Raw genomic sequence first — 23,576 nt, 5'->3', positions numbered from 1 at the left:
AACGACCGGCTTCAAGAAGGAGTGTCCGCATGTCGAAAACTTTCGATACGAACGAGCGCCCCGATTACGATTCAGTGCTACAGACCATTGCCGACTATGTTCTGTCATACGATGGGATCAGCGACGAAGCCTGGGATACGGCCCGTAACTGCCTGATGGATACCCTGGGTTGCGGGTTGCTCGCGCTGCGGTTTCCGGAGTGCACCAAACATCTGGGACCCATGGTGGAGGGGACGGTGGTTCCGCACGGTGCCCGTGTTCCGGGAACTGCGTTCCGTCTCGATCCGGTCAAGGCGGCCTGGGATATTGGCTGTATCGTCCGGTGGCTGGACTACAACGACACCTGGCTCGCGGCGGAGTGGGGCCATCCCTCGGACAATCTCGGGGCGATTCTCGCGGTGGCGGATTATCTGTCGCAGAAACGCGTTGCGCAGGGCAAGGCACCTCTCGTTGTGAGAGACGTTCTGGAATCGATGATCATGGCCCACGAAATCCAGGGTGTGCTGGCGCTGGAGAATTCCTTCAACCGGGTTGGCCTGGATCACGTGGTTCTGGTGAAAGTGGCCTCGACGGCGGTCGCTGCCAGGCTGATGGGCGCGAACCGTGAGCAGCTCCTGTCGGCGCTCTCCCATGCCTGGGTGGATGGTCAGGCACTGAGAACCTACCGCCACGCACCCAACGCCGGCTCCCGGAAATCCTGGGCGGCAGGGGATGCCAGTTCCCGGGGTGTGCGTCTGGCGGATATTGCGATGCGCGGCGAAATGGGTGTTCCCGGCGTACTCAGTGCACCCCAGTGGGGGTTCTACGACGTGCTGTTCAGCAAGACCAACAAGGACCAGAAGCTCAAGCCCGAAGACCAGCGGCAGTTCTCATTGCCGCAGCCATTTGGCTGCTACGTGATGGAGAACATCCTGTTCAAGATCTCCTTCCCGGCAGAGTTTCATGCCCAAACGGCCGCGGAAGCCGCCGTCCGGCTGCATCCCGAGGTCCGGGACCGGCTGGATGAGATCGACCGGATCGTGATCACTACCCATGAGTCCGCTATCCGCATTATTTCGAAAGTAGGCAAACTGGCCAACCCCGCAGACCGGGATCACTGCCTGCAGTACATGACCGCGGTGCCATTGATATTTGGCAGTCTGACCGCGGAGCACTACGAAGACGGCTTCCACGAGGCACATCCGGTCATCGATAAGCTGCGCGAGAAGATGGAAATCGTCGAAGACGAGCGCTACACCCGGGAATACCTGGAAGCGGACAAACGCTCCATCGCCAACGCGGTGCAAGTGTTTTTCTCGGATGGCACCCAGACAGACAAAGTGGCAGTGGAATATCCCATCGGCCACCGCCGGCGCCGCAAGGAGGGAATTCCCCTGCTGGAAGACAAGTTCCGGAATAACCTGTCTACGCGGTTCCCGGCGCAACAATGCGAACGTATTTTTGAGCTATGCAAGGATCAGCAAACGCTGGAGAATACCCCGGTCCACGACTTCGTGGCGCTGTTCATGATCTGACCGCCGCTTTGCGCTAGGGAAGGGAAGTGTGCCAAAACGTACCGACATCAAGAGCATCCTGATCCTGGGCGCGGGCCCGATCGTGATCGGGCAGGCGTGCGAGTTTGATTACTCCGGGGCCCAGGCCTGCAAGGCGCTGAGGGAAGAGGGCTACCGGGTGATCCTGGTGAACTCCAACCCGGCGACCATCATGACCGACCCGGTGATGGCGGATGCCACCTACATCGAGCCGATCACCTGGAAGACGGTGGAGAAGATCATCGAGAAGGAGCAGCCGGACGCGCTGCTGCCCACCATGGGCGGCCAGACCGCGCTGAACTGCGCGCTGGACCTGGAGCGCCACGGCATCCTCGAGAAACACGGCGTGGAAATGATCGGCGCCAACGCCGACACCATCGACAAGGCCGAAGACCGGGACCGCTTCGACAAGGCCATGAAGAAGATCGGCCTGGAATGCCCCCGGGCCACCATCGCCCACTCCATGGACGAAGCCTGGAAAGTGGCCGATGACATCGGCTTCCCGTGCATCATCCGCCCGTCCTTCACCATGGGCGGCTCCGGCGGCGGTATTGCCTACAACCGGGACGAGTTCGAGGAAATCTGCACCCGCGGCCTGGACCTCTCGCCCACCAACGAACTGCTGATCGACGAGTCCCTGATCGGCTGGAAAGAGTACGAGATGGAAGTTGTCCGCGACCGGAACGACAACTGCATCATCGTCTGCGCCATCGAGAACTTCGACGCCATGGGCGTGCACACCGGTGACTCCATCACCGTGGCCCCGGCCCAGACCCTCACCGACAAGGAATACCAGATCATGCGTAACGCCTCGCTGGCGGTGCTGCGTGAGATCGGTGTGGAAACCGGCGGCTCCAACGTCCAGTTCGGCATCAACCCGGACACCGGACGCATGGTCGTCATCGAAATGAACCCGCGGGTGTCCCGCTCCTCGGCCCTGGCCTCCAAGGCCACCGGCTTCCCGATCGCCAAGGTGGCGGCCAAACTCGCCATTGGCTACACCCTGGACGAACTGCAGAACGAAATCACCGGCGGCGTCACCCCGGCCTCGTTCGAACCGTCCATCGACTACGTGGTCACCAAGATCCCCCGGTTCACCTTCGAGAAATTCCCCCAGGCCGACGCCCGCCTGACCACCCAGATGAAATCCGTGGGTGAGGTCATGGCCATCGGCCGCACCTTCCAGGAATCCCTGCAGAAAGCCCTGCGCGGCCTGGAAGTGGGCTCCGAAGGCTTCGACGAGAAACTCGAAGAGCTGGATTCCGAAAACGCCCGGGAAACCCTGACCCAGGAACTGAACGTCCCCGGCGCCGACCGCATCTGGTACATCGGCGACGCCTTCCGTGCCGGCCTGAGCGTGGAAGACGTGTTCGCCCACACCAGGGTGGACCCCTGGTACCTGGTGCAGATCGAGGACCTGATCAAAGAGGAAGAGGCCCTCAAGAGCGCCGGCAAGGCCGACATCGACCAGGCCACCCTGTTCCGCCTCAAGCGCAAGGGCTTCTCCGATGCACGACTGGCCAAGCTGCTGGGCATCTCCGAAGTGAGCCTGCGCAAGCTGCGCCACGACCTGGACATCCGTCCGGTGTACAAGCGGGTGGACACCTGCGCGGCGGAATTCGCCTCCGACACCGCGTACATGTACTCCACCTATGAGGAAGAGTGCGAGGCCGACGCCTCCGACCGGGACAAGATCGTGGTCATCGGCGGCGGCCCCAACCGGATCGGTCAGGGTATCGAGTTCGACTACTGCTGTGTGCACGCGGCCCTGGCCATGCGCGAAGACGGCTACGAAACCATCATGATCAACTGCAACCCGGAGACCGTGTCCACCGACTACGACACCTCCGACCGGTTGTACTTCGAGCCGATCACCCTGGAAGACGTGCTGGAAATCATCCACGTCGAGAAGCCCAAGGGCGTGATCGTCCAGTACGGCGGCCAGACCCCGCTGAAACTGGCCCGGGGCCTGGAAGCGGCCGGCGTGCCCATCATCGGCACCAGCCCGGACGCCATCGATCGGGCCGAGGACCGGGAACGGTTCCAGCAGATGATCACCCGCCTGGGCCTGAAGCAGCCGGAAAACGCCACCGTGCGCAGCCACGAGGAAGGCATCCTGGCGGCCCGGGAAATCGGCTACCCGCTGGTGGTGCGTCCGTCCTACGTGCTGGGCGGCCGGGCCATGGAAATCGTCTACGACGAGACCGAACTGGTGCGCTACATGCGCAACGCCGTGCTGGTGTCCAACGACAGCCCGGTGCTGCTGGACCACTTCCTGAACGCCGCCATCGAGGTGGACATCGACGCCATCTCCGACGGCACCGACGTGGTCATTGGCGGCATCATGCAGCACATTGAGCAGGCTGGCGTACACTCCGGTGACTCCGCCTGTTCACTGCCCCCGTACACGCTGTCCCAGCAGGTGCAGGACGAGATGCGCGATGCGGTCAAGAAGATGGCCATCGAGCTGGACGTGGTGGGCCTGATGAACGTCCAGCTGGCCTGGCAGGACGGTGAGATCTACGTGATCGAGGTGAACCCGCGGGCCTCGCGGACCGTGCCGTTCGTGTCCAAGGCCATTGGTGTCTCCCTGGCGGCGGTTGCGGCCCGGGTGATGTCGGGCAAGACGCTGAAGGAACTGAACTTCACCCAGGAGATCGTACCGACCTACTACGCGGTGAAGGAATCAGTGTTCCCGTTCAACAAGTTCCCGGCGGTGGATCCGATCCTCGGGCCGGAGATGAAGTCCACCGGCGAGGTTATGGGTCTTGGCGACAGCTTTGATGAGGCCTTTGCCAAGGCGGAATTGGGGGCGGGGGAATCGCTACCGTGTACAGGGCGGGTATTCCTGTCGGTCCGTGATGAGGACAAGCCGGGCGCGGTGGCCGTGGCGCGTCGTTTTCTGGACGTGGGTTTTCAGCTTACTGCGACGGCAGGAACCGCCGAATTCCTGGTGGCACAGGGCATAGCCTGCGATTGCCTCAACAAGATCGAAGAAGGACGCCCCCATGTTCTGGATGCGATTCGCAACCGGGAGGTGGATCTTGTCCTGAACACCAGCGATGGCCGGGCGACCATCGCCGCCTCTGCCGAACTCAGGCGGATGGCGGTGCGCATGAAAATCCCCATGGCGACCACACTGGCGGGTGGAGAGGCATACGCACGGGCCATCGCCTTCGGCTCGATCGACCAGGTCCGTAGCCTGCAACAGATTGCGCGGGCGCCTTCGTTGCAGACTACTTCCGGTTTGGCGACAGAGGCTTGACGTTACCCATGGGCGTTACGTTGTCCTGTTGGGCGTCGTTTTCTTCCGGAAACACTTTTGCCATACGGGCATCCAGGCGTTCCAGCGCGTCCGCAATGCGATTCAGGGCACTGGTTGCGCCGGCGAAATCCGATGCCGGTGAAGAGGGACGGTTTGAGGTGCGTTCGGCTGCCTTCCTGGGGGCCGGTCGGCGCGGTTCGCTGGCCACGTCTTCTCCCAGCAGGTCCTTGCGGATGCTCTTGAGGTCGTGGGGATCGATAAAGGGGCGATCCTCGGCGTAAGCGCACATCATCATGCCGTCACACAGTTTATTGATCAGGCGCGGGATGCCTTTGCTGAGCTTGTGGATTTCCCGAACGGTGTCGTCGTCGAAGAGTTTATTGCCCCCATGTCCGGATACAAGGAGGCGATAATCGATGTATTCGGCGGTTTCGGACAGAGTCAGACCTTCCAGGTGGAAAAACAGCTTTACCCGCTGGCTGAGTTGGGGAATGGCTGTTACCGCGCCTTTCAACTCCGGCTGTCCCAGGAGAATAACCCGCATCGAGGGCCCGCCCATGCTCTCCATGCCGGTGAGCATGCGGATATCTTCCAGGTTTTCCCGGGTGAGGTTCTGCGCCTCGTCGATGGTCAGCACCACCGGTGTCCCCGCAGCGGCCATGCGCTCCAGATATTCAGTAATCTGGAACAGCATCGCCACCTTGCTGTCATCTTCGACTTTCAATCCGGCCTTTCGAAGGATCAGGCCAAACAGATCCCGGGATTCCAGGTTGGTGTATGAGATGTTCAGGAGCTTCAGGTCGCCTTCCAGGCTCCGGATGGTTTTCTTGAGCAGTGTCGTTTTGCCGGAGCCTATTTCGCCACTGATAACCACGAAGCCTTCCGAACTCCAGATGGCAGACGACATGTAGACATAGGCCCTGGAGTGCTGCTGACTCATGTAAATGAAATCGTCTTCCGGGGTAATCCGGAAGGGGTGTCTGTGCAGTCCAAAAAAGTCCAGGTACATGCTCACTTCCTGTCGGCCGTTCAGGCCAGTTTGGCCAGATCGGTGTTGATTCTCAGGGTATCCGGCCGGTAGGCATCGTAACTTTCGCTTACCGTGCCGAAACGGAAATCGTCAAGCAGTCGTGCCAGGCGGTCTTCGCACTTGTCCAGGTTGGTGTAGTGGCGGAACCGCGAGAACCAGCTTGCGTTATTGAACCGTGGTTGGTCCGGGTCCACTTCCCATGGGTGCAGGTAGAACATCTGGGGACGTTCGCCAAAGCCGGAGGCATTGCTGAACAGGTATCGGAACAGGGGATACGGAAATTGCCGGAAGTAACCGCCACCGGCGGCCGGAATGCTCAGGCCCATAACGCGTGCGGTGGTCAGCGGGAATTCCCGGAGTTCCTGGCCGGTTCCGGTACGAATGGTATAGGGCTCCCGGGGTGAGTCCGGAATACCGTAATTGTCATGATGAATCGGGAAAATACTCGAGTCCCAGGTGAACCCGCTCTCCGCGAGAATATCGAGTGCCCAGAGCGACTCTTTGGTGATGGAGTAGCTCGCGGCCCGATAGCCGGTGACGGGCTGCCCGATAATGTCTTCCAGAAGCTTTTTGGAACGAACCGTCTCGGACCGGAAGACATCCGGGGACTGACGATAAATCAGTTGATGGCTGTAGCCGTGGGAGGCGATCTCGTGGCCGGCGTCCGCGATCTCCCGTATGAGGGACGGAAACCGCTCAGCGACCCAACCAAGCACGAAGAACGTCGATTTCACATTACGGGATTCAAACAGGGCAAGTAGCCGACGGGTATTCTGCTCGACCCGGGAGGGCAGGGTATCCCATTGATCAGGTCGGATTACCCGGGACAACGCTGCAACGTGGAAGTAATCTTCCACATCAATACTCATGGCATGCAGCGGTCTGGAATCTGCGGTGCCATGGTTTGTGTTGGTTGCCGGTTCCTGCGGCCGGGTAAGATCTGGCATGGGTACTCCTTCCCATTTCAAGCCTTAGGCAGATTCTCGCCCACGACAGCTCTAAATACAATTACCTGATTCATATATAATGTTTCTGAAACCTAAAACAATGTAAAAGACAGTTACAAAACGATACAAATCGGTTGAGTTTGCGGAATCGCAGGCGCAGAATGGTTTCCGTAGTAAAAGAGAATCGGCGCAAAGGGTTGAATGGCCGGTTTAATTGGAAGTTGTTCTGTCGCTGATTGTCAAACAGACGACAAGGATGTTCAGCGTGTCGTACATACGTTTTAGAAAACATTACCTTCATATCCCGTATCTGGTGCTTGCTGGTCTGGAATTCGGGGTACTGTTCGGCATCTTCTCACTGCTGACCGTTTTTCTGGCGATGGTCGGCATTGATCACGCGCCCATGCACACCGACATGGTCGCGGCCTTTCTGTTTGCGATAACCCTCAGTTGCGGCACCCTTGCGATGGGCGGTTACCTGGCCATGGCCAAGGAGACACTCTCGCTTCTGCTGTTCCGGACCCTGATCGCCTACTGCTTTGTGGGTGGTATTGGCCTGACCCTGGTCTATGGTGTATTGCCCCAGGCCGATCCGGGCAGCGCAAATCTGTTCTGGGCGGTACTGCTTGCATCCATGGTGATCATACTGATGCGCCTGATTTTCCTGCGAGTGGTTGATTCCGAGCAGTTAGTGCGGCGGGTTGTGGTTTTTGGTGCCGGTGATTTCGCCGCGTCACTTCTGGACGAGTATCAGCGCAATATGCGCAAGCTTGGCATCCGGATTATTGGCTGCATACCGGAGAATGCGCACAGTTCCGTCTCCGGAGATCTGTTGCTTCCTGCCCCTTACGATTTCTACCAGTTCTGCAAGGAGAACAAGGTCTCGGAGATCGTGGTTGCGCAACAGGAACGCCGTCGTACCGAGGGCGGTTGGCTCCCGGTTCCGGACCTCATGGAGTGCAAGCTGCGAGGCATCGCTGTTACCAATGGTGTCGATTTCTACGAGCGGGAGCTGAAAAAGGCGAAGCTCGACATGGTGCACCCTTCCTGGATCGTTTTCTCCGAGGGATTCAAGGCGTCAAAGAGCCGGAATTTTGCCAAGCGATTTGTCGACCTGGCACTGAGTCTGGCACTGCTGGTGGTCATGTTCCCCTTTATTATTCTCACCGCCCTTGCCGTTTTCCTTGAGACGGGGCGCCCCATCCTCTACAGCCAGAAGCGGGTTGGCATGCTTGGCAAGGAGTTCCGGATCTACAAATTCCGGAGTATGCGCCAGGATGCCGAGAAGGACGGAAAAGCGCGCTGGGCTTCGGCAAACGACAACCGGGTTACCCGTGTTGGCGCATTCATCCGCAATACCCGCCTGGATGAGCTACCCCAGATCTACAACGTGATCAAAGGGGAGATGAGCATTGTCGGCCCGCGTCCGGAACGGCCGGAGTTTGTCTCGGAACTCAAGGAAAAAATACCGTTTTATGACACCCGTCATTATGTAAAGCCTGGCCTGATGGGCTGGGCTCAGCTTAAATACCCTTATGGTGCCTCTGTCGAAGATGCCAAGGGAAAACTGGAATACGACCTGTATTACTCCAAGAACCACAGCCTCCTTATGGATTTTCTGATTATGATCCAGACAGTTGAGGTGGTGCTTCTCGGGAAGGGCGTTAGATAACAAACAACACAAGAACAGCAGGGATTCGGAGGGCGTACATGGGAATGGTCACTTTCTTGCGAACGTTGATATTGGTTTTTCTGGCCGGATTGCTCGGGGCCTGTTCCGGGATGCCGTCGTCGGCGGACATGCCGAAAGTCTCGGAAATCCAGCCGGAGCCCTACCTGATCGGCATCGGTGACACGATATCGATCCACGTCTGGCGCAATCCGGAACTGAGCCAGTCCATCGTCGTCCGGCCGGACGGATACATTTCCATGCCCCTGATGGGCGATGTCAAAGCCGATGGCAAAGAACCGGAAGCACTGGCATCGGAAATCAGTGTGGCGCTTGGAGAGTACATCCGCACGCCGGAAGTCACCGTGATGGTCACCAATCCAAGCAGCAAAGAGTTCCGCAACCGGGTGAGAATCACCGGCCAGGTAGCGACCCCCCAGTCGGTGTCGTTCCAGCCCGGCATGACGGTGCTGGACCTGGTGCTGATGGCCGGTGGTGTTACGGACTTCGCCGCCGATGACCGTGCGGTCATGCATCGCAAGGTGGACGGCGAATACAAGAGTTACCGGCTGGACCTGGAAGCCATGATTACCGACGGTGACATGAGCACCAATTATGCCCTGCAGCCCGGTGACGTCATCAGCGTTCCGCGAAAACAGCTCTTCCGGGGTGAGCTCTGATGGACATCCAGTTCATCCTGGACACGCTCAGGGCGGTGAAGCTGGAACTGTATCGTCGCCGGGTGGCCGCGACGGTGTTGTTCATGGTGGTTACCGCCGGTGTGTTGGCCCTTGGATACGTCACGCCCAAGAGCTATACCTCCCAGGCGGTGCTGTATGCGGACCAGTCCAACATTCTTCAGCCATTGCTTCGGGGCCAGGCGGAAGTTACTCAGATCGACCGAATCAATGAAGCGCGGGAAATGATCCAGAGCCGCTCTTTCCTTGAGCAGGTGGCAATGGACACCGGGCTGATCTCCAGCGCAGATTCTGATCAGAACCGGACCCTGGCTGTGGGAAACCTCCGAAAGCAGGTGGATCTACGCGTTTCCAACCGGAATTTTCTGGAGCTTAGTTATACCAGTGGTGACCCGAATCAGTCCTTTCAGGTTATGAGTGCGGTGCTCAACCGGTTCGTGGAGCGCACGGTGCGTAAAAAGCGCTCCGAAAGCCAGGGCGCTTTCGAGTTCATTGACTCCCAGGTCAAGTCTTATCAGCGTCAACTTGAAGATGCCGAGCAGAAGCTCAAGGAATTCAAGTCCAACAACCAGGACGGCACCGAAAGCAACGTTCGCCAACGCATCGAAAACCTTCGGGCTGAAATCGAGAACCTGAAGCTCGAGATTCAGCAGACTGAATCGGAAGTCGCGCTCACCAAAAAGCAACTCGCCCAGGAAGAGCCGGTCCGCAAAATCACAACGGATCCCGGAAAATCCTCTGCAGAACGCCGCCTGGCGAGTTTGCGTCAGGAACTGGACTCTCTGCTCCTGAAGTATCAGGACAAGCATCCGGATGTGGTCAGCGTAAAAGACCAGATTGCGGATCTGGAGAAGCAGGTCTCTAAACAGGGTGACCATGAACGGGAGGGCGCCGTCACCCAGGTGATGGAGAATCCGGTTTATGAAAACCTGAAAATGCAGTTGTCCGATGCCACCACCAGCCTGGCGGTGAAAAAGAACCGACTGAAGTCTCTGCAGAAACTGTTGGACGAAGCCTTCCAGCGGGCCGAGAGAGTCGCGGCCAACCAGGCGGAACTGGCTGAGCTGACCCGCGATTACGACGTGACCAAGGGTGTCTACGAGGACATGCTCCAGCGCCGCGAGAAAGCGCGCCTGTCCATGACACTCGATGTTCAGGGAGAAGGGGTCAGTTACAAGATACAGGAACCGGCATCCTTCCCGACCCACTGGGACGGACTCCAGCTGTATCAGGTTGGCCTGGCCGGTCCCTTCCTCGGAAGTGCGATGGTTCTGGGGCTGCTGACTGCTCTGGTTATGTTTGACCAACGGATCCGTTCGCCGAGAGCGTTACACCTGGCTCTGCCAGAGACCATCCCGGTGCTGACCAGCATTCCGCACTACCGCAGCACCTGGAAGGATCGCCTGTTGCGGAAGGATACGATTCTGATTCTGGCGATTCTGGCGATTTTCATGATCGGTTACCTGTCGGTGCTCCTGTTCAGCGTCATGGGCGTAACGCCGGAACAGCTCATCAACAAGATCGGGACGATCCTCGGCGGTGGTGAATGACAATGGATGACAACAAGCTCTACAACGCGCTGCTGAAGAGTCAGGAAGAGCAGCGCCAACTGGCGCTGAAGCGTGGGGAAGCGAAGCCCGAGGAGAATTTCAGAAAGGAGCGTCCCTACGCCGGTTCCGATAGCCACAAACCGAACTGGGTGCGGATTGACACACAGCCGGAAGAGCATCCGCCGACCGTCTATGACGCTTCGGTCTCACTAGGGTTGATCGCCAACCCCAGGCCCTGGACCCGGGAGCAGCTTCGGGAACGCAAGATTATCTATCCGGGCATGGCGGACAAGGAAGTCATGGACGCGTATCGCGAGCTCCGTATCCAGCTACGGAACCGGGCCGGTGAAGAAGGCTTCGCGTTGCTCTTCAGCAGTCTCGGGAATCAGGGCGGATCGCTCCTGACGGCGTTTAATCTTGCCGCAGCCTTTGCCATGGATTCCCATACCGCGGCACTTCTGGTGGATTGCGATCCGTATCATCAGGAACTTCAACCGCTGGTTTCCACTACCCTGAAAGCCGGTGTTACCGACTATGTTTCCGATTCCGCCTGCGACGTGAAAGACATTCTCTATCCAAGCGGTGTCGAACGTCTCAGCGTGATTCCTGCAGGTACCCAGGCCTCCTCGGCAGTAGAGCTCTTTTCCTCAGTCCGCATGCGTGAGCTGATGAAGGAACTGAAGGGCCGTTACCCGGATCGCTGCATCATAGTAAATGCACCGCCATTCCGAACCAATACGGAAGCCCGGATTCTGGAGCGCTTCTGCGATCAGGTGGTGTTTTCCATACCGTTCGGCGAAGTGAGCGGCGAAGAGATCAACGAGTCTGTCGACGCGCTGGATTCGGGTAAATTCTCCGGGCTGGTTTTTCAGGAGTGACCGATGGCAGGTAGATACGGAAGCGCGAGCTATCTCGGATTGGCCTCCGGCTGTGTATTGTTGATGGCGACGATGACCACCAGGGCCCAGACGCTTGAGGAAAGCATTACCTCGCTGACGGCCACCGGCTCCGCCTTTACCGCCATCACACACACCCGCGTCGACGCCGGTGACGGATGGGATTCCACGACAGAACCGAGTCTGGGTGTGTCCGGCAACGTCGGGGGCACCCTGCAGAGTGGCGCCAGCCATCTGGCGCTGCGCTACGGGGGCAGCCTGGAAACCTCGCGGGATCTTCCTACCGGCGACCAGACTGACAACAGTTCGATTAATGGGCTGGCACGATACAATTATTTCGATCCGGCGAATCCGGTTGATTTCAACCTTGGCCATACCATTCAGTCTGTTCGGAATAACACCGGATTTGTCGTCAATCCCTCAAGTTATGACACTCGCCAGACGCTCACGGCTGGTGCGGGCCTGCGCCTGTACCCGGGTGAGCTGACGTCCGTTCGGATGTCCGTTCAGGCGGGCCAGAGCTTCGGTAGTGGGGCACTGAGCAGCGATGAGTCTGTGACAGCGTCGGCTGAGCTGGCGAGGCGTCTGAGTGAACGCTCCACGGGTTCGCTGGTTGCAAGCCGTTCCTGGTCCAATGAGGACGCCCTCGACATCACCATTGATTCCGCGCAGCTGATTTATGACCGTGCCCTCGAAACCGGCCAGTTCCGCGTTGGTGCCGGAGCAAGTCAGGCGAATACGGATTACCCGGACGGTTCCAGTTCCACCAGCGATGCGGTCACAGGCTTTCTGGAACGATCCTGGATCGGAGACGGGTTCCGCACAGCCGTCAGCTACAATCGCCGTCTTTCCGACAGCGTCACGGACATCTCACTGAATCTGCCTCCTGTTTTTGACTTCCTGCCAGATTCAGTGCGGGTGAGGGACCTGGTGGTCAGCGACTCGGTGGCTCTTAGCCATAGCAACAATAATCTGTGCGATATCTGCAACGCAGGCTTCGGGCTGGAAGCGGCCGTTCTCAGATCACAAATAACCGACGTCAAAACCCACGAATACAGCGCCAACCTCAACGTGGGGTTTCAACTGACTAATCTGCAGCGCCTCGAATTTGCATACATCTGGCAGGCGGATGCCGGTGAAAACGCCGGAACCTTCGACCAGCAGATCCACCGTTTCAATACCCGCTGGAGCCGACAGTTGGCGGAATTGACCACATTCGGGGTGGAATTCAACCAGTCCTATCTGGATAGCCGCCTGGCAACCCCAAATGAGCAGCAGTTCGTTCTGAAGCTGGTCCTGACCCATGGCTTCTCGATGATGGGGGCTGGCCCTGAGGCGAAATGAAGCAAGGAACGAAAGGAATCATGTTCGATCAACGGAAAGATATTCGCCTCCCGCCGGATATGCCGCCACAGCTGATCGTGGTCATTGATACCGAGGAGGAGTTTGACTGGAACGCCGAGCCGGACGCTGACGCCAATCAGGTGACGGCAATGGCGCACATCGACCGGGTCCAGGGCATCTTCAATGAATACGGAATCCGCCCGTGCTACGTCATTGATTATCCCGTCGCCAGCCAGCCCATGGGCTATGGCCTGCTGAAGCAGTATGTCGAGCGGGATCAATGCGAGATCGGCGCCCACCTCCATCCCTGGGTGAACCCGCCTCAGGAGGAGGCGTTGAGCCGGTCGAACATGTATCCGGGTAACCTCCCGGAAGCACTTGAGCGGGAAAAACTCCGGGTCCTGCGGGACACGATTACGGAAAACTTCGGTGCGCCACCGGTGGGTTACAAAGCGGGGCGATACGGATTCGGGCCGAACACCACGGGCATTCTCCAGGAGCTGGAGTTCGATGTGGATCTCTCGGTTTGCCCGCCGCTGGATGCACGCTCGGATGGAGGGCCGGATTATCGTCGGTACACCTCCGATCCCTTCTGGTTTGGTGGTGAATCGCAGCCCATCCTGGAACTTCCCTGCACCGGCGCCTTTGTTGGCTGGGCTGGCCGGGCGGCGCTGCCGCTGTATGAACTTGCCCAGACATTCCGCCGTTTTCGGGTGCCAGGCATTCTGTCCCGATTGGGAGCGGTGGATCGCCTGATGCTGTCACCGGAAGGTTTTACGCCGGACGAACACATCAAACTGACCCGCGCCCTGTTTCGGCAGGGGCTTCGCACGTTCACCTGGAGCTTCCACAGCCCTTCGGTGGTGCCTGGCAATACCACCTACGTCAACAATGAGCAGGAGCTGACCCGATTCCTGGACAGCTTCCGCACCTTCTTCGATTTCTTTTTCAACGAGCTTGGTGGGCAGGCATCAACGCCCACACGGATTCGACAGGTAATGGAGAACATGGCATGAAAGTGCTCGGGATTTCCCCGCTGGACAAGGATTCAACCGTCGCCATCGTGGAAGATGGCAACATACTGTTTGCAGCAGGGGAGGAACGCTTTTCCCGGACCAAACAGCAGTCAGGGTTTCCCCGGCTGGCGCTGGAAGCAGCACTGGCCGATACCGGGCTGAGCATGGATGACATCGATCAGGTCTGCTATCCGTTCCTGACCTGGCAAAACGAACAGAAGCTCTTTTCGAAGAATCTGGAGGATGAGAAAGCCTTTATCAAAGCCTTCCAGCCGGCGGATCTTGGCCCCCAGATCAAGGAAGCGCTCACCCGTGTTCCGGATCGGAATCAGCCCATCCATGGTCTGGAGCACCCGAATGCCATCATGGAGAAGGGTTTCCTCCATAGCTCCTATTACAGCATGGCGGGGGCTCAGAAACTGGCCTCGAACAACGCGGCGCTCAAGGCTTCCCGCCAGTGGGGCGAAGCGGCAACGGAGTCGTTCCAGCATTGGGAGAAAGATCTGACGGCCGGACTGGCGGAAGCTGGTTGGACCGGTCCGGTAAAGCGAATGGACCATCACCTCTCGCACGCCGCTAACAGCTTCCTTTGCAGCGGGTTTGAGCGGGCACTGTGCGTCACCCTGGACGGATATGGTTCGGGGCTGGCCGGATCGGTCAGTGAAGCACGGGATGGCAAGATTCACCGGCTTCATGGATTGTCGTTCCCAAACTCGCTCGGCACACTCTACGAACATGTAACCTCCAGCCTCGGCTTCAAGCCCAGTCGTCATGAGGGCAAAATCGTAGGCCTGGCTTCTTACGGAGACCCTTCGATCCTGGGCGACATCCTGTTGTCCCGGATCGAGCAGACGCCCGGGGACTTCAGGATCTACGAAGCCAACAACGTGTATTTCTCCCGGTATCTGGCCTCGAAATTCCCCAAGATCGACGTCGCCGCCGCCTACCAGTACGTACTCGAGAAAGTAGCCACCAATTACATCCGTTATTGGGTGGAAAAGACCGGCATCGATACCATCGTTCTGTCCGGGGGCGTTACTGCCAACGTGAAGCTCAACCAGCGTATTTTCGAGATCGAAGGCGTCAACCATATCTTTGTCTACCCGAACATGGGGGACGGAGGCTGTGGTACGGGTGCCGCGCTCTACCACAGCTGGCCGGGCGGTGTGAAACCGTCCATTTCCAGTGCTTACATGGGGCCCGAATACTCCGAGGCCCAAATCCGAAAGGCGCTGGACGCCGAAGGCCTGACATACGAGCGGCCGGAGCACCTCGCGGCCGAGGTGGCAAAACTGATTCACGGCGGCGAAGTGGTTGCCCGGTTTGACGGGCGCATGGAATATGGCCCACGCGCTCTGGGCAACCGTTCCATCATGTACCACGCCCGGGAGCCCGAGGTGAACCAATGGCTGAACAAACGCCTTGGCCGCACCGAATTCATGCCCTTTGCGCCGGTGACCCTCTACGAAGCGAGGGAAAAGTGCTATCACAACATCCGTGGGGCGGAACACGCGGCGGAGTTCATGACTATCACTTTCGACTGCACCGATTTCATGCGCGAGAGCTGTCCGGCTGCGGTGCACGTGGATGGGACTGCCAGGCCCCAGCTGATTCGCCGTGAGGTCAATCCCGGGTACTACGACATTCTGACGGAATACGAAAAGCTCAGCGGCATTCCCAGCCTGATCAACACCAGCTTCAACATGCATGAAGAGCCGATTGTGAACAGCCCTGAAGATGCGGTCCGGGCTTTCCTGCAGGGGGCGCTGGACTATCTGGCGATCGGGCCGTTCCTGGTCAGGCATCCTCACCCGGCACACTGAGACGGACCTGGATAGGGACGACACCATGACAGCAGGACCGCTGACAGTCACAAGTAGCCCCGCCGGGGACACGCCTGCGTTAAGGGACGAATGGCTGGAACTTGAGAGCCGATCAACGCCACCGGTGTTCCTCTCTTGGCAGTGGCTTGGACACTGGCTGAGCGTTTACCAACCCCGCGCGTTGGCGTTAAGGGTATGGGAGGCGGATCGCCTGGTTGGTCTTGGTCTGGTGGTCGAGACGGACGAGCGCCGGCACGGAGTCCTCAAGTCCCGGTGCCTGAGACTGCATCAGACCGGGCACAGGCTGCTCGATCAGATCTGGATCGAATACAACGGATTCCTTGCGGAGAATGGCAAAGAAAACGAGGTGGCAAGGGCCTGTCTGAACTACCTCACCAACGAGATGCCGGAGTGGGACGAGTTCATTATCGGGGCGGTTGATGCCGAAGAGGCGGATAAATACGCCTCGATCACCGGCCTTCACAAGCACGTCCGCTGGGAAGCACCTTGTTATGGTGTGGACCTCGATGCCCTCCGCCATTCCGGGGAGCATTACCTTGATCGTCTGTCCCGCAATACCCGATACCAGATCAATCGTTCCCACCGGCTATACGAGCAACGCGGTGAAGTTCGGCTCGTGCGGCCGGATACGGTCGAAGAGGCCATTGCCGTATTTGATCGCATCGGGCCACGACATTTGCAGCGCTGGGGCAATGGCCCGGACCAGAGTGGCTTTGCCAATCCGGATTTTGTGCGCTTTCATCGGGAGATGATCCGGGCCCAGTGGCCGGATGGCGGCGTCGACCTGGTGTCCGTTATGGTGGGCGATGAAGAGATCGCATCGTTTTACAATCTCCTCTACAAACAGGTTGTCTACTTTTACCTTGGCGGGATGGCGGTCGATTCTGACAATCGTTTCAAGCCCGGCTTGCTGGGCCACAGCCTGTGCATAGAGGATTACCGGCACCACGGTTTCCACTACTACGATTTCATGGGTGGAGACGAACGTTACAAGGCCAACCTGGGCACCCTTCACCGAAACCTGGTACAGATTGCGCTCCAGCGGGACCGGTTCAAGCTGAAGCTGGAAGATGTGGCGCGACGGGCCCGGAATCGCTGGCTAGGGGAGGCGAGTACCGGTTATGAACGCTGATCTCGCTGTCCGGGCTTCGCGGTTCGCCGTGTTTCCCGTGGAGGATTACCAGGGTTATGTTGATCGACACCCTGATGCAACGCCCTATCACAGGAGTGGCTGGCTGAGGGCAGCAGAAGCCGGATACGGACACACCGCCTGGGTCGTCAGCGCCCACCGTGGTGACCAACTGTGCGGGGTCCTGCCACTGGTGGAGGTGAAACCTCCGCTGGGAGCCTCCAGCCTGGTTTCACTCCCATTCTGTGACCTCGGTGGGCCGCTGGCCGATAACGAGGATATCCGCTACTCGCTCATTGAAGCGGCCAGGAAACTGGCTTCGACCAATCGCAGTAACGGTGTTGAGATCCGGGTGTCCGGAGAACCGGTCGACATGTCGAAGGCGGCGGAGCCCCTGCCGGCCAAAGTGCGAATGTTGCTGGACCTGCCGGAATCGTCGGAAGCGCTGTTCAAACAATTCAAGCCCAAGTTGCGCAGCCAGATCCGGAAAGCGGAGAAGAACGGACTGACAGCCGAGATCCGCCAGGATCCGGCCGCTATCGAAGCGTTTTACGAGGTGTTCGCCGACAACATGCACCGCCTGGGCTCACCGGTCCACAGCCTGGCCTGGTTCAGTACACTGGCGCAGGCGTATGGAGATAACCTGTTGATCAGCCTGGTTCACGAAGGAACAACCGTTGTGGGCGCGGGCATTGTTCTGACCACTGGAACCCGGGCCTGCATACCCTGGGCATCGACCCGCGCGGAGTTCAACCATCTGGCTCCGAACATGCTGTTGTACTGGACCTTCCTGAGCCATCTGGCGGATACCGGCTATCGACAGTTCGATTTCGGGCGCTCAACACCGGAAGAAGGCACCTTCCGGTTCAAGAAACAGTGGGGGGCATTACCCACCGAGCTGACCTGGCAGCGATTGGAGCCCGCTGGACGTCCGGCGACGGAGTCGCGGAATTCGTCCGGGACCGTCAGTGCCACCAGCCGCATCCGTCGGATTGTGGAAACACTCTGGCAGCGAATGCCACTGGGCGTTGCCAACTGGCTCGGGCCCAAGCTCAGAAAATACATAACATTATGATCAGTCTATTAATTGCATTAACGCTTTTGTGCCTGTTGGTGCCTGTTTATGTCTACTTCGGTTATCCGGCACTCCTGTGGGGCCTTACACGAGGCAAACCTGCCAGGACGCATCGGATGGACGATATCCAGCCGGGCGTTACTCTGATTATTTCCTGCTACAACGAGGCGGGTGTCATACGGGCCAAGCTGGATAACGCGCTTGCCATGGATTACCCCGCCGACCGTTTGACTATCCTGGTGGTCTCCGACGGTTCAGACGACGGCACCGATGACATCGTCCAGGGCTATCAGAACAAACGAATCACGCTGATCCGTCAGGAAGGCCGACTCGGCAAAACCATGGGGCTGAATCTGGCGATGGAGCAGGTCAAAAGCGACATTGTCGTATTCAGCGACGCCAATGCCATGTACGCCCCCGATGCAATCCGGAAACTGGTCCGTCATTTTGCCGATGAGAGTGTGGGTTACGTGGTGGGCGCTGCGCTCTACACGGATGGGAGCGAAGGGGCCAGTGCCCGGAACGAAAACCTGTATTGGCGCTATGAGCTGGCGATCAAATCCATGGAATCCCGACTGCATTCGGTGGTTGGTGGTGATGGTGCCATTTACGCGATCCGGTCGGGTCTCTGGGAGCCGCTTCAGCAAAGGGACATCAACGATTTCGTCAACCCGCTCCAGATCATCGCCAGGGGATACCGGGGTGTTTTTGATAGCGAAGCACGATGTTTCGAGGAGACCGCAGGAGATTTCGACCGGGAGCTTGCGCGCAAGGAACGCATCGTCAATCGAAGCATCCGGGGCCTGATGCGGGTAAAGGAGGTATTGCTACCCTGGCGGACTGGCGTATTTTCGTTCGAAGTGCTCTCCCACAAATTGCTTCGCTGGCTCATTCCCCTGTTCCTGCTCATCGGATACGGGTGCAGCGTGCTGCTGGCGATGGCAGGACGACCCTTGTTTGTGCTCATTGCCCTGGGTGGTGGCCTGCTACTGCTGCTAGCGCTGGTCGGGAGCTTCTCGTCGCGAAAAAATGAACTGCCCGCGTGGCTGGCCCTGCCGTACTACTTCGTTGCGGTTAACTGGTATGCCGTTCGGGGCATTGTGAAAGCATTGCAGGGGCAAACCCAGGTGACCTGGTCGAGTGCCCGACCGGGCGAGGGGCAGCGGTAATGTCTAAGATTGCGCTGTTATTTTTATTGGTATTTGCGGGTGGGATTATTGCGGCACTTTTCTATAGCGGCTCAGCGGCATTTGTCCTATACCAGCTGGTTTACTTTTTGAATCCTGATGATCGGTGGTGGTCCGCTCAAATCCCTGGCTTATCTTATTCGTTTATTGCATCTGTTCTGATGCTGGTAGTTCTGGGTGTTAACTATAAGGACCTAAGTACCAAGAGTTCCTGGAGTTCGCAGGCATTCTTTAAATATCTTGCTTTGTTGGTGCTTTTTTTCTATGTCGCAAAACTGTGGGCCATTGCACCAGCACTGCATGACAAATTTTCATTCATCTATCTAAAGCTCGCTATCATTATTTTTGTGGCATACAAACTGATCGACAGCGAAGCTGCGCTAAAGGCGTCTTCCTGGGCATATTTAATTGGGTGCACCTATGTGGGCTACTTGGCTACATCGATTGGTCGAAACTCCGGTGATCGGCTGGACGGGCTGGCGCTGCCGGATGGTTCCGATGTGAATGGGGTAGCGGCAGCCTTGGTCCCCGCCGGTGTTTTATTGCTCTACTATGCTTGGATGGGTAACAAAAAGACGCGACTCATCTGCTTTTTATTTGGTGCTTTCGTCGCTAACGGGCTGGTGCTTTTTAACAGCCGTGGTGCATTTCTGGGAGTTGTAGCCAGTTGTGGTCTGTTTCTCTTTTACATGATGTTCTCTAAGTATCGTCAGAAAGGCCAAAGAGGCTTAGCCATCTTCATAATTTTTGTAGGAATAAGTGGCGCTGTATATGTGACAGATGATCTTTTCTGGCAGCGGATGTCTACCTTGGAAAATCCGTCCGAGCCCGGAAGTGGTTCACACCGAGTTTTATTTTGGGTGACCACCTTTGACATGCTTGAAGACCATCCCTTGGGAATGGGGGTTTATGGGTACAATATGCTTTCACCTCTTTATTTGACGCGGGAAGAGCGTGAAGGAGTAGAGTATAAAACAGTGCACTCAATCTGGTTTCAGGCGTTGTCCGAAGTGGGGTGGCATGGCCTGATCGTATTTCTGCTCATGTTGCTTAGTCTGTACCGAGGTTCGAAAAAGGCCAAAAAGTTTGTCTTGGCTGAGCGCCAATATCAAAGATATTTTCATCTCCTTGCCCTTGAATGTGCTCTTATCGGCTACTTGGTAACAAGCACCTTTATAAACCAGTTTAGGGCGGAGGTTCTCTATTGGATGCTTCTTTTTTTGGCCATTGGAGTCAAGGTCTATTATCTCAGCCCAAGTTCGGTATCGGACAGGTCGACTACGGGAGGTGTTTGTGGGCCGCCAAAGGTAAGCGTTGGATCACGAGGACAAGGATCAAAGTAATGTCACGAATACGGATTTTGCAATTCATCACTCCGGCCGGTTTTTATGGGGCCGAGAGATGGGTTCTGGCACTCGCGAACAATGTTGATCCTGAAAGGATGCTTTGTGACCTGGCGGTTACTGAAGAAGGAGCAGAACAAGATCTTTCTGTCGCAGATCAATATCCTGCGCGCGCAGGCCGCGTTCACCGGCTGAAGATGCAAGGACGATTCGATTGGAACGTGATCCGGAAACTGGAAGAGGTGATTCGTCACAGACGGATTGAAGTTATACATACCCATGGCTACAAGTCAGATATTCTTGGGCTTATTGCAGCTCGCCGGACGGGAATTAAGTGCGTCAGCACCCCTCATGGATTTTCCGGAAAAGTGGGGTGGAAACTCGGAACTTTCATTCGCCTCGGAATCTTTGCCCTCAGGTTTTTTGACGGTGTCGCACCTCTTTCCTCAGAACTCATGAATGATATGCAGCGCTTCAAGGTACCGTCGGACCGTTTAAGAATGATTCGAAACGGAGTAGATCTCCTGGAGATCCAACCGCATATGCTCAGTCAAAATGAGGTCGGGGATCGACGCCAGAACAAGAGGATTGGGTATATCGGTCAGATGATACCTCGTAAAGGATTGCCGGATCTGCTCGATGCATTCGATAAGATTTATAATACAGACTCCACTCTCAGACTGATCCTCGTTGGTGATGGTCCTCAGCGTGCTGAGCTTGAAGGTCTTGCTCGGACTCTACGCGGGGGCGAAGCGATCGAGTTCCTTGGTTACCGTGCCGACCGCCTGGCGCTTTTATCCAGTTTTGATTTGTTCGTAATGACTTCCTCTTTGGAAGGTATACCTCGTTGTCTTATGGAAGCCATGGCAGTCGGTGTTCCCTGTGTCGCATACAACATTCCAGGTGTCGATAAATTGATTGAAGACCAGGTGACTGGCCGTTTGGTCGATTGGGGAGACACGGTGTCGCTGGCTTCAGCCTGTATGGAGATTCTTGAAAATCCAGCTATTGGGGAAGTGTTGGCTCAAAACGCACGCAGGCAAGTTGAATCGCTGTACTCTGCCAGAAGGATGGCTGAAGAATATGACACCTTTTTCCGTGAGCTTCTGGGCGGTAAGCGGTGGCAATCGAGCAAAAGCCGGAGGGTAGGATAGCCGTGTGTGGTTTAGCGGGTTTTTTTCGGCTTGAAACAACACCAAATCGGGACTCACATGCATCATGGCTTGTGAATATGGGAGATGCCATCCGGCATCGGGGGCCTGACGCTGGGGGAACCTATATGGATAACTCGATCGGGTTAGTCCATCGAAGGTTAAGTATCCTGGATTTGAGTGATGCTGGAAATCAACCGATGATGTCGGCCTCTGGCAGGTTTATCATCGCGTTTAATGGTGAAATATATAATTATCGCGAACTCAGGGAAAACCTTCGTGAAAACGGGGTGATATTCCATACCGAAACAGATACAGAAGTGCTTTTAGAGCTTTATGAACGTAAACGCGAGCGTTGCCTGGATGACCTGAATGGCATGTTTGCATTCGCTATTTGGGACTTAGAGAGTCGAGAGTTATTCCTGGCTCGGGATCGCTTGGGTAAAAAGCCGCTCTATTACCACCACACCTCCAAAACCTTTGCGTTTGCATCTGAAATCAAAGCATTGCTTCAGCTCCCTTTTATCAAAACTGAGGTTAGTCCAGAGGCGGTTAAGGACTTTTTCTTTTATCAATACATTCCTGATCCCAAAACAATCTATAAAAATATACATAAACTTTTTCCCGGCCACTGGCTGAGAACTGACGGATGCAAAACAGAACTGGGCCAATATTGGGATGTCCATTTTGATGAAAAAAGCCATGCTAGTCTTGAGGTTATAGAAGAAGGTTTGTACGAGCTGATTGATGACGCGGTAAAACTGCGGATGATCAGTGATGTTCCTCTTGGAGCGTTTCTGAGTGGTGGCGTGGATTCGAGTGCCATCGTGGGTTTGATGGCTGGTCATGCATCGCATCCAGTTACAACGTGTTCAATCGGATTCGACTCGAAAAGATTTGATGAGGTTTGCTACGCAAAACAGGTAGCTCAAATTTTTGCAACGGATCACCACGAATTCACCGTAAAAGATAACGTCGCCGGGAATCTGGAATCGATCACTCGGTTTTTTGATGAGCCATTTGCTGACCCTTCCTTCGTTCCAACATTCTTTGTTTCTCAACTGGCTCGTCAACAGGTCACGGTTGCATTGGCGGGTGATGGAGGTGATGAGAATTTTGCCGGATACAGTAAGTACCGCACTGATGACCTCGAAAACCGGATTCGCGGGCTGTTCCCCGGGGCCCTGAGGAGGACTGTATTTCCCTCTCTGGCAAGCCTCGCGAGCCTCATTCCTTACCAGCCAGCGCGAAGAGCTCGGACGTTACTCAATACGTTGGCGGTTAGCCCAGAACAAGGCTTCTATTTAACGAACAGCTTCTTCAGGCCGGAGATCTGGGACCGCATAGTCGGGGCAGAGCTGAATCTGCATATTCGTGAATACGATCCCGGGGAGGTGACTCGGCAATACTACAGAAATGCCCCGGCGGAGGATCACCTTTCGCGCATCCTCTACACAGACCTAAAGACGTATCTGGCAGGAGACATTCTGGTAAAGGTGGATCGAATGAGCATGGCAAACTCATTGGAAACCAGGGCACCACTGCTTGATTATCGGGTAGTCGAATATGCGGCAAGCATTCCCTCACAGCTAAAACTCAAAGGAAGCGAAAAAAAATTCGTGTTGAAGGACACATTCCGTCGCCTGCTGCCCGATGACATTCTGTATCGTAAGAAAATGGGCTTTTCGGTTCCCCTCGCTAACTGGTTGGGCGGTGAATTGAGGCCGCTTGCGAAGACATTCTTTGAAAACGGCAGCAGCGAATTATCTCAGTTTTTTGATATGGCCGCTGTTTCCCAGCTTTGGCAAATGCATCTTCGGGGTGATTGGCGTTTCACTCAGGAGCTATGGAGTCTTCTTGTGTTTGGCTTATGGTGCCGACAATGGCAAACCTAGAGAAT

17 protein-coding genes are annotated in these 23,576 nt (G+C 56.7%); 15 read left to right on the top strand and 2 right to left on the bottom strand.

What is annotated here, in order from left to right; all coding sequences use genetic code 11:
• Positions 1 to 29 precede the first annotated feature (29 nt).
• Positions 30 to 1,514 (top strand): 2-methylcitrate dehydratase, encoded by a 1,485-nt coding sequence (gene prpD / locus MSNKSG1_RS06950; RefSeq protein WP_008938545.1) that lies wholly within the window; start codon positions 30 to 32, stop codon positions 1,512 to 1,514.
• A gap of 28 nt (positions 1,515 to 1,542) precedes the next feature.
• On the top strand, positions 1,543 to 4,797 hold the full coding sequence (gene carB / locus MSNKSG1_RS06945) for a carbamoyl-phosphate synthase large subunit (RefSeq protein ID WP_008938544.1): 3,255 nt from the start codon (positions 1,543 to 1,545) through the stop codon (positions 4,795 to 4,797).
• On the opposite strand, the gene MSNKSG1_RS06940 is transcribed toward carB, so the two are convergent.
• Both MSNKSG1_RS06940 and MSNKSG1_RS06935 read right to left on the bottom strand, forming a co-directional pair.
• Positions 4,769 to 5,806: an ExeA family protein gene (locus MSNKSG1_RS06940; RefSeq protein ID WP_008938543.1), complete on the bottom strand. Its 1,038-nt coding sequence runs from the start codon at positions 5,804 to 5,806 to the stop codon at positions 4,769 to 4,771. The genes carB and MSNKSG1_RS06940 overlap by 29 nt on opposite strands.
• 20 nt (positions 5,807 to 5,826) lie before the next feature.
• Positions 5,827 to 6,774: an XrtA system polysaccharide deacetylase gene (locus tag MSNKSG1_RS06935; RefSeq protein WP_008938542.1), complete on the bottom strand. Its 948-nt coding sequence runs from the start codon at positions 6,772 to 6,774 to the stop codon at positions 5,827 to 5,829.
• A 256-nt stretch (positions 6,775 to 7,030) separates the two neighbouring features.
• Here MSNKSG1_RS06935 and MSNKSG1_RS06930 point away from each other — a divergent pair, with 256 nt between their 5' ends.
• The 13 genes from MSNKSG1_RS06930 (at position 7,031) to asnB (ending at position 23,571) form a co-directional block, all read left to right on the top strand.
• Positions 7,031 to 8,446: a TIGR03013 family XrtA/PEP-CTERM system glycosyltransferase gene (locus tag MSNKSG1_RS06930; RefSeq protein WP_008938541.1), complete on the top strand. Its 1,416-nt coding sequence runs from the start codon at positions 7,031 to 7,033 to the stop codon at positions 8,444 to 8,446.
• 38 nt (positions 8,447 to 8,484) lie between these two features.
• Positions 8,485 to 9,123, top strand: a complete 639-nt coding sequence (locus tag MSNKSG1_RS06925; RefSeq protein WP_051067768.1) for an XrtA/PEP-CTERM system exopolysaccharide export protein — start codon at positions 8,485 to 8,487, stop codon at positions 9,121 to 9,123.
• Entirely contained in the window at positions 9,123 to 10,691 is a 1,569-nt protein-coding gene (locus tag MSNKSG1_RS06920; RefSeq protein ID WP_008938539.1) for an XrtA system polysaccharide chain length determinant, read from the top strand. Before MSNKSG1_RS06925 ends, MSNKSG1_RS06920 begins: the two co-directional genes overlap by 1 nt.
• Positions 10,688 to 11,569, top strand: coding sequence for a P-loop NTPase family protein (locus MSNKSG1_RS06915; RefSeq protein ID WP_008938538.1), 882 nt, complete (start codon positions 10,688 to 10,690; stop codon positions 11,567 to 11,569). Before MSNKSG1_RS06920 ends, MSNKSG1_RS06915 begins: the two co-directional genes overlap by 4 nt.
• Before the next feature lie 3 nt (positions 11,570 to 11,572).
• Positions 11,573 to 12,931, top strand: coding sequence for a hypothetical protein (locus MSNKSG1_RS06910; protein WP_008938537.1), 1,359 nt, complete (start codon positions 11,573 to 11,575; stop codon positions 12,929 to 12,931).
• A gap of 20 nt (positions 12,932 to 12,951) precedes the next feature.
• Positions 12,952 to 13,947, top strand: coding sequence for a polysaccharide deacetylase family protein (locus MSNKSG1_RS06905; protein ID WP_008938536.1), 996 nt, complete (start codon positions 12,952 to 12,954; stop codon positions 13,945 to 13,947).
• Positions 13,944 to 15,770: a carbamoyltransferase family protein gene (locus MSNKSG1_RS06900; protein WP_008938535.1), complete on the top strand. Its 1,827-nt coding sequence runs from the start codon at positions 13,944 to 13,946 to the stop codon at positions 15,768 to 15,770. The genes MSNKSG1_RS06905 and MSNKSG1_RS06900 overlap by 4 nt, the downstream gene beginning before the upstream one ends.
• Before the next feature lie 25 nt (positions 15,771 to 15,795).
• Positions 15,796 to 16,923, top strand: a complete 1,128-nt coding sequence (locus tag MSNKSG1_RS06895) for a GNAT family N-acetyltransferase (protein ID WP_040886706.1) — start codon at positions 15,796 to 15,798, stop codon at positions 16,921 to 16,923.
• Positions 16,913 to 17,995 (top strand): FemAB family XrtA/PEP-CTERM system-associated protein, encoded by a 1,083-nt coding sequence (locus tag MSNKSG1_RS06890; RefSeq protein ID WP_008938533.1) that lies wholly within the window; start codon positions 16,913 to 16,915, stop codon positions 17,993 to 17,995. Before MSNKSG1_RS06895 ends, MSNKSG1_RS06890 begins: the two co-directional genes overlap by 11 nt.
• A 116-nt stretch (positions 17,996 to 18,111) precedes the next feature.
• On the top strand, positions 18,112 to 19,164 hold the full coding sequence (locus MSNKSG1_RS06885) for a glycosyltransferase family 2 protein (RefSeq protein ID WP_008938532.1): 1,053 nt from the start codon (positions 18,112 to 18,114) through the stop codon (positions 19,162 to 19,164).
• Positions 19,164 to 20,525, top strand: a complete 1,362-nt coding sequence (locus MSNKSG1_RS06880) for an O-antigen ligase family protein (RefSeq protein ID WP_008938531.1) — start codon at positions 19,164 to 19,166, stop codon at positions 20,523 to 20,525. Before MSNKSG1_RS06885 ends, MSNKSG1_RS06880 begins: the two co-directional genes overlap by 1 nt.
• Complete coding sequence (locus MSNKSG1_RS06875; RefSeq protein WP_008938530.1) at positions 20,525 to 21,679, top strand: glycosyltransferase family 4 protein; 1,155 nt, start codon at positions 20,525 to 20,527, stop codon at positions 21,677 to 21,679. The genes MSNKSG1_RS06880 and MSNKSG1_RS06875 overlap by 1 nt, the downstream gene beginning before the upstream one ends.
• Positions 21,646 to 23,571 carry an asparagine synthase (glutamine-hydrolyzing) gene (gene asnB, locus MSNKSG1_RS06870; RefSeq protein ID WP_319795853.1) on the top strand — a complete coding sequence of 642 codons (1,926 nt, stop codon included), beginning with the start codon at positions 21,646 to 21,648 and terminating at the stop codon, positions 23,569 to 23,571. The genes MSNKSG1_RS06875 and asnB overlap by 34 nt, the downstream gene beginning before the upstream one ends.
• Positions 23,572 to 23,576 lie beyond the last annotated feature (5 nt).

Origin of the sequence: Marinobacter santoriniensis NKSG1, assembly GCF_000347775.1 — a bacterium.
Lineage (GTDB): Bacteria > Pseudomonadota > Gammaproteobacteria > Pseudomonadales > Oleiphilaceae > Marinobacter > Marinobacter santoriniensis.
Note: the sequence above shows the minus strand (reverse complement) of the source record. Positions and strands in the feature narration are given on the sequence as shown.